Consider the following 6,000-nt stretch of genomic DNA (forward strand, 5'->3'; position numbering starts at 1 on the left):
TATTTACCTTGGCCCTTGGCCCCGCAAGATGTGCATTGCTCGCGCAAGAAATGTGCCGACTGCCGGAAAAAGCCGAATTTTTCGGTTGACCGCAATGGGTCGCCTGCCTATGTTCCGCCCACTTCCAGCCGGGGTGCTTCACAGCCGCGGAGCGGGAGAGCGTAGCTCAGCTGGTAGAGCAACTGACTTTTAATCAGTAGGTCTCGGGTTCGAACCCCGACGCTCTCACCATTTCTAATCTTCAATATGACTGCCGCTAGCTGAGATCAGCAGTCAAAGGCGTCGCTGCTGTCGCGCACATGCACGTATGGTCTGGAAGGCAATTACAGCCAAACGCAGAATCACGCGACGGTTCAAAAATCAGCTTCGTCACAGGAACCAACTTCCACTGCGGTCCGTTTTCTTCTCACCAACATATAGGAGAAATCGATCATGGATTGGAATCGTGTCGAAGGAAATTGGAAGCAGGCGAAGGGCAAAATCAAGGAGCAGTGGGGCAAACTCACTGACGACGATCTCGACCAGATCGCCGGCAAGCGGGATCAGCTGGAAGGCAAGATCCAGGAGCGCTACGGCATCGAAAAGGACCGTATCAGAAACGATGTCGATGATTGGTATGGCCGCCAGACTTGGTAATTACCTCAACAAAAGCCCGGTGAAAGCCGGGTTTTTGCCGTCGAAGGAGCTGAGGTGCAACCAGCTCCGCGAGGTTCCTTTGGAGCGATCAAGTCGGTCGGATGTTCATGAATATCCCCCAAAAGCCAGGAGAAGTGCGCCGACGGCGATAACGGCCAGAGCTGGCCAGTTCTGGGATATCCCGAGGAACCTGAGGCCTTGGCGCCGTGGTTCCAGCGTGCTGCCGCCTTGCGGCATGTGATGCGGATCGCTCGGTCTTCGACCAAGCGCCGACGAAAACAGAAAAACAAAGCCGCCGATTATGAGAGCGGCACCGATCAGGATTGCCCACATGGTGGCCTCCGCTAGTAACAGGGATTTTGGGTAAACCGGATTCGGACCTGTTCGTTCCGTGAAAGACTGCTGAGCAATCCTGGAGATCCCATGGACAAGACACCGAAAACGGCGATCCGCGGAATGATGTTGTACCTACTCGCTCTTCTCGTCCTGGGCGTTCTGGCCGGCGCCGCCTACACAATCTATGGCCATCCCGCCGATCCGTCTGAGCGACCAGCGGCTGAGACGATTCCGCAAAAAGCCACGGCTCCGCAGTAAAGCACATCACACCAACTATTTATTGATCACCCTTCGAGAAGAAACGGTGACCCGGGAAAGCACTTGCCACATCGGCTTCCCACCCGGTCAGGTCGTGTTGAAGCGCCCGGGTTCCACGGCAAGAAAGCCGCAAGCGGCAAGCAACATCGCTTTGGAAAGCAAGGCAGAAATTCCTGTCGCAAGTCGTTCCAACCAGTAGGGATCTTTATTTATAGGGAGAACAACCTGCGACACGGAATCAGCCTCTGCTGAGCGAAGCCGTTGCGGCATTATGTTACCCAACGCCGATGGCGCATCTAAAGCATGTCGCGCAAAAGTGTGCAGCGGTTTTCCCAGGCAAAGCGCGAAGCGCTTTTACCAACGACATGCGTAAAAACAAAGACCTAAAGCGCGAGGAGCGAATCTGAAAGATCGCGACGCGCTTTAGAGAATTTCAAATACGTCATACTCAACGCCGCCCGGACACCGTCCGCCCTGCGCAACCGCGACGATTTGGTTGAGCCACGCATGCCGTGGCGCGGCCGTCTCGAAATAGGGCGTTGTCCGCAGATAGTATTCGGAGGCGTCGACCGCTTCGCCGCGTGCCAGACGCTCGTCAACGGCCGAGGTGGAGCGCCTGATGCCGCGATAGGTCATCAAGATCAGATCGCCGTCATCGGCGACGAGCAGGAGCCTGGCATCCTGCTGAAACGTGCCGTCTGCACGCGCAAGCAGCAGATCGGAGCCGATCAGCGGCGACACTTCGCCTTTCAGGCGCTCGCCCTCAAAATATCCACCGGAAACGGAAAATATGCGGCGGCCTCCGGCCGGCGTCTGGCCGAGCTCCAGGGCCGGATGAAGTGTCATGAAAAGTCTGAATAAGGGCCGAGATTGCAGGGTCATGTCAGATCGCCTATTGTTGACTTCAACCCTAGCTACAAGCGCGCTGTCCCCAAAACGCGCTTTGCTTGTGAGCATCACAAGAAAAACTCATCAAAAGCGAAGAGATCATGCGGCCGCCGTTGGAGTCCTTGCGAATTCTGGAAGCGTGCGTTTTTGCCGGCAGCTTTGCCCGTGCGGCCGAGCGTTTATGTCTCACCCCAGCGGCAGTCAGCCTGCGTATCCGGTCGTTGGAGACCGAACTTGGTCAGCCGCTGTTCCAGCGTGCCGGGCGCCGCGTTGTCCCGACGGCTGCTGCCGCTGTTCTGGCGGGTCGAATTCGGGCTGCATTGGATGGCATCGCCGGCGCGCTTGATGAGTTCCAGGCGGCCATGCCACCGCTCCGGCTGACGGCGCCTCCGACATTCGCCTCGCGCTGGCTCGCACCGCGGCTGTCCCGCTATCACTCAGTGGGAACATCACCGATCGAGGTCGACGTCTCCGCCGATATTCGCGATCCCAGCGCATTTGACGTCGCCATACGGACGGGGCGTGGCGGATGGGAAGGGCTTGACGAATATCGGCTCGCTCCGGTTGAGGCAACTCCGATGCTGGCGCCCTCACTGCTTGGAACGAGAACCCTGCACGGGCCGGATGAGCTGACGGATTTCGAGCTTTTGCCGCATCCGGATTGGCATGCCTGGTTCCAGGGCGCTCAATGCGAGACGCCGCCGGCTCTGCGGTTTGCGATGGTCGATTATCCCACGCACGAATTGGACGCCAGTGCGGCGGTGGCAGGCGTCGGCGTAGCGCTGTTGTCGCCGTCCATGTTTCGACCGCTTTTGGACAAGGGAGTGCTGATCGCACCCTTCCCATATGTGCTGACCGGGCCGGCCTGGCATTTCGCGTTAATGCGCACCGGCGACTCCCGCCTCGCGCCCAGGCAGCTCTGCGCATGGCTTTGTGAGCGGGCTCACGAGCCAGCCTGATAGGGAACAACCTGCGGCAGGCAAGATCGACAGCAGGCTAGCCCATCAATTTGGCTTCCCGGAAGCAATTGAGCCTCTATATCGCCCTCGGAAGTCGGAACAGAGGAGTTAGCGGACGATGGAGCATGCAGTCGTTATTGCCGGAGGGGGGCCGACCGGCCTGATGCTGGCGGGCGAATTGGCCTTGGCGGGCGTCGATGTCGCGATCATCGAACGCCGGCGGAACCAGGAGATCGTCGGTTCGCGCGCCGGCGGTCTGAGCGCGCGCACGCTCGAGGTTCTCGACCAGCGCGGCATCGTCGAGCGGTTTCTGGCGGAGGGCCAGATCGCCCAGGTCACCGGATTTGCGGTCACGCGGCTGGATATCAGCGATTTTCCGACCCGGCATAATTATGGTCTGGCGCTGCGGCAGAAGCATATTGAGCGCATTCTGGCCGGATGGGTCGGCGAGTTGCCGGTGCCGATCTATCGCGGCCGCGAACTGACGTCCTTTCAGCAGGACGACACCGGCGTCACCATCGAACTCTCCGATGGGGCTTCGTTGAGGGCAGGTTATCTCGTCGGCTGCGATGGCGGCCGCAGTCTGGTTCGCAAGATGGCCGGCATTGAATTTCCAGGATGGGATGCGACGACGAGCAACATTCTCGCCGAGGCCGAGATGGAGGAGGAGCCGCCGCTTGGCGTCCATCGCACCGCGCTCGGCATGCATGCCTTCGGCCGGGAGGAATATGAAATTCGCGACGGCAAGGTCGTCTTTGCCAGCGAAGGTCCGATCAATGTCATGGTGACGGAAAAGAATGCCAGCGCCACGAGCGAACCGACGCTCGGCGATCTCAAAGAAGGCCTGATCGCCGCATGCGGAACGGATTACGGAATCCATGGTCTGACCTGGATTTCCAGGTTCACCGACATGTCGCGGCAGGCGTCGGCCTACCGCAAGGGCCGCGTTCTCCTGGCTGGCGATGCCGCGCATGTGCATTCTCCGGTGGGCGGGCAGGGCCTCAATACCGGTGTGCAGGATGCGGTGAATCTGGGCTGGAAGCTGGCCCAGGTGGTGAAGTGCATATCGCCGGAAAGCTTGCTCGACACCTACCACGCCGAGCGCCATCCAGTGGCCGCCCGCGTGTTGCGGACGACGATGGCACAGGTCGCCTTGCAACGGACCGATGACCGAACCGAAGCCCTGCGGGACGTGGTCTTGGAGCTGCTCGCCATGCAGGAGCCGCGCAAAAGGATCGCCGCCGAAATGTCCGGCCTGGCCATCCACTACGACCTTGGCGACGGGCATCCGCTGCTCGGCCGCCGCATGCCCGACCTCGACCTCACCACGCTCGATGGCCCCTTGCGCGTCTATACGCTGCTCCAAAATGCGCGGCCGATGCTCGTGAATCTCGGCACGCCCGGCAGTCTCGACATCACGCCGTGGTCAGACCGCGTCCAGCTGGTTGACGCCGGCTGTGATGGTGCGTGGGAGCTGCCTGGGCTGGGTGCGGTCTCTGCACCGACTGCAATTTTGATCCGACCCGATGGCTATGTCGCGTGGGTCGGTGAGGGGACGCAGGATGGTCTGCGCGAGGCGATGAACAGCTGGTTCGGAGCGCCAGGCTGAAAATCGCAAGAAGCTAAAGCATGTCGCGCAAAAGTGTGCAGCGGTTTTCCCAGGCAAAGCGCGAAGCGCTTTTGCCGCAACGACATGCGTAAAAACAAAGACCTAAAGCGCGAGGAGCGAATCTGAAAGATCGCGACGCGCTTTAGGCGGCAAGCGAGATCGAGACGCAATCCGATAGCATCTCGGCCTCCGGCATCGGTTTGCCGCGACGCTCCCATGTCCGGCGGCTGATGCCGAAAGCCTCCCAGGGGCGCGCTTGGCTGAAAGAATTGGCGAGATAATCGGCTCTGGGAAGCGCGCCTGCGGCACGGCGTTGCTGCTCTTTCCGGCTTCGGTCCCGCTGCCGCCGCCTTTGTTTTTGAAGTTTTGCTCTTTTCCCTTTCGGCACATCGAAGGCGCCGATCGTGCGGATATCGAGGGCGCAGCGCTCCGAGTAGCTCAAATGCAGAGCGTGGCCGAGCGCGTCGGCCGACAGCGAGGAAAACCGCACCTTCGTTCTCTCGTAGATCACGTCCTCAATGTCGGCTTTCCCAGCCCAAGGCAGCCAGCGTGCCGCCCAGCCGAGAACCACGTCGACAAACGCTTCCTTGAATTCCACGAGGGCGAGGCTGGCGATCACCTCGACATAGATCAATGCGTCATCCGCCTCGGGCACGATGTCGCCATGGCGATGCCTTATCAATTTCTCGATCTCGCGCATCCGGCCGCGGAAGTGGTTCCAGCGGCCGCCCCGCGCGCGGCGCTGCACGGCCTTGTAACCCAGCAGGCAGTCGCCAACTTTGATGGCTGAAACTTCCCGGGCAAACCCATCCGGCTGATCGGATTTTGCAGCCCGCTTCCTGGATTGAGTCGCGTCATCTGCGGCAGTAGGACGATCCATCGATTTCCCTCACGATCGGCTCCGGGAGGCCGAAACGCTTGACTGTAAAGGACGTCGAGGGGGGTGATCCACACATCATTCGGTGGATCGTCAACAAAACGGGCATGAATCCCGGTGCGACCCCGATGCTTCACCATGGTTTTTCGAAGGGCGTGCGAGATTGCTTGTTTGTCGCGAGGAGTTAGTCGCGATCGAATAGCCGCGTTCCGAACTCAGGCGGGCAATTCACGAACCGCCGCCTTCAACCCACCCATCGCGACACGTCGCCAACGCCCGCTGCGGTCCTTTTGTCGGGCAGTAAGCCTAACAGGCTGCTGAAAAACCCACTGGCTTTTGGGCTGGACACATGATTCCATCTTGCAAGTGATTTCGAGGGAATTTGGATGCGCGGCGGGGATGATCGGACGGGGTCGCTGTTTTCGTATGTCGACCTT

The 6,000-nt window shown here is 60.0% G+C and carries 8 protein-coding genes and 1 tRNA gene; 5 read left to right on the plus strand and 4 right to left on the minus strand.

Features of this window, described 5'->3' with window-relative positions:
• The first annotated feature begins 155 nt into the window (after window positions 1-155).
• Both HJB83_RS30390 and HJB83_RS30395 read left to right on the plus strand, forming a co-directional pair.
• Window positions 156-231, plus strand: a tRNA-Lys gene (locus HJB83_RS30390).
• Between the two features lie 201 nt (window positions 232-432).
• Entirely contained in the window at window positions 433-636 is a 204-nt protein-coding gene (locus HJB83_RS30395; RefSeq protein ID WP_207584144.1) for a CsbD family protein, read from the plus strand.
• 105 nt (window positions 637-741) lie between these two features.
• On the opposite strand, the gene HJB83_RS30400 is transcribed toward HJB83_RS30395, so the two are convergent.
• The gene (locus HJB83_RS30400) at window positions 742-969 is read right to left on the minus strand and encodes a hypothetical protein (protein ID WP_207584145.1); all 228 of its coding nucleotides are present in this window, start codon (window positions 967-969) and stop codon (window positions 742-744) included.
• A 90-nt stretch (window positions 970-1,059) separates the two neighbouring features.
• Between HJB83_RS30400 and HJB83_RS30405 the strand changes: the two genes are divergently transcribed.
• Window positions 1,060-1,230: a hypothetical protein gene (locus HJB83_RS30405; protein WP_207584146.1), complete on the plus strand. Its 171-nt coding sequence runs from the start codon at window positions 1,060-1,062 to the stop codon at window positions 1,228-1,230.
• A gap of 423 nt (window positions 1,231-1,653) precedes the next feature.
• Here the strand turns inward: HJB83_RS30405 and HJB83_RS30410 are convergent, their stop codons facing one another.
• A complete protein-coding gene (locus tag HJB83_RS30410; protein ID WP_221115938.1) occupies window positions 1,654-2,112 on the minus strand; it encodes a DUF3237 domain-containing protein in 459 nt (152 codons plus the stop codon).
• A gap of 107 nt (window positions 2,113-2,219) precedes the next feature.
• Here HJB83_RS30410 and HJB83_RS30415 point away from each other — a divergent pair, with 107 nt between their 5' ends.
• Together HJB83_RS30415 and HJB83_RS30420 are read left to right on the plus strand one after the other, a co-directional pair.
• A complete protein-coding gene (locus tag HJB83_RS30415) occupies window positions 2,220-3,077 on the plus strand; it encodes a LysR family transcriptional regulator (protein WP_221132262.1) in 858 nt (285 codons plus the stop codon).
• A 118-nt stretch (window positions 3,078-3,195) separates the two neighbouring features.
• Window positions 3,196-4,686, plus strand: coding sequence for an FAD-dependent monooxygenase (locus HJB83_RS30420; RefSeq protein WP_221115940.1), 1,491 nt, complete (start codon window positions 3,196-3,198; stop codon window positions 4,684-4,686).
• 142 nt (window positions 4,687-4,828) lie between these two features.
• On the opposite strand, the gene HJB83_RS30425 is transcribed toward HJB83_RS30420, so the two are convergent.
• Together HJB83_RS30425 and HJB83_RS30430 are read right to left on the minus strand one after the other, a co-directional pair.
• Window positions 4,829-5,566 (minus strand): hypothetical protein, encoded by a 738-nt coding sequence (locus tag HJB83_RS30425; RefSeq protein WP_207584150.1) that lies wholly within the window; start codon window positions 5,564-5,566, stop codon window positions 4,829-4,831.
• Window positions 5,567-5,778: 212 nt separating this feature from the next.
• The coding region (locus HJB83_RS30430) for a hypothetical protein (protein WP_221159717.1) at window positions 5,779-6,000 on the minus strand (222 nt) is incomplete at its 5' end.

The sequence above is a fragment of the Rhizobium sp. NZLR11 genome, from assembly GCF_019685115.1.
Taxonomy (GTDB): Bacteria; Pseudomonadota; Alphaproteobacteria; order Rhizobiales; family Rhizobiaceae; genus Rhizobium.

What these genes read in the sequence shown, in the direction of transcription:
- HJB83_RS30395 (WP_207584144.1), top strand. Translation starts at nt 433, where the DNA reads ATGGATTGGAATCGTGTCGAAGGAAATTGGAAGCAGGCGAAGGGCAAA.
- HJB83_RS30400 (WP_207584145.1), bottom strand. Translation starts at nt 969, where the DNA reads ATGTGGGCAATCCTGATCGGTGCCGCTCTCATAATCGGCGGCTTTGTT.
- HJB83_RS30405 (WP_207584146.1), top strand. Translation starts at nt 1,060, where the DNA reads ATGGACAAGACACCGAAAACGGCGATCCGCGGAATGATGTTGTACCTA.
- HJB83_RS30410 (WP_221115938.1), bottom strand. Translation starts at nt 2,112, where the DNA reads ATGACCCTGCAATCTCGGCCCTTATTCAGACTTTTCATGACACTTCAT.
- HJB83_RS30415 (WP_221132262.1), top strand. Translation starts at nt 2,220, where the DNA reads ATGCGGCCGCCGTTGGAGTCCTTGCGAATTCTGGAAGCGTGCGTTTTT.
- HJB83_RS30420 (WP_221115940.1), top strand. Translation starts at nt 3,196, where the DNA reads ATGGAGCATGCAGTCGTTATTGCCGGAGGGGGGCCGACCGGCCTGATG.
- HJB83_RS30425 (WP_207584150.1), bottom strand. Translation starts at nt 5,566, where the DNA reads ATGGATCGTCCTACTGCCGCAGATGACGCGACTCAATCCAGGAAGCGG.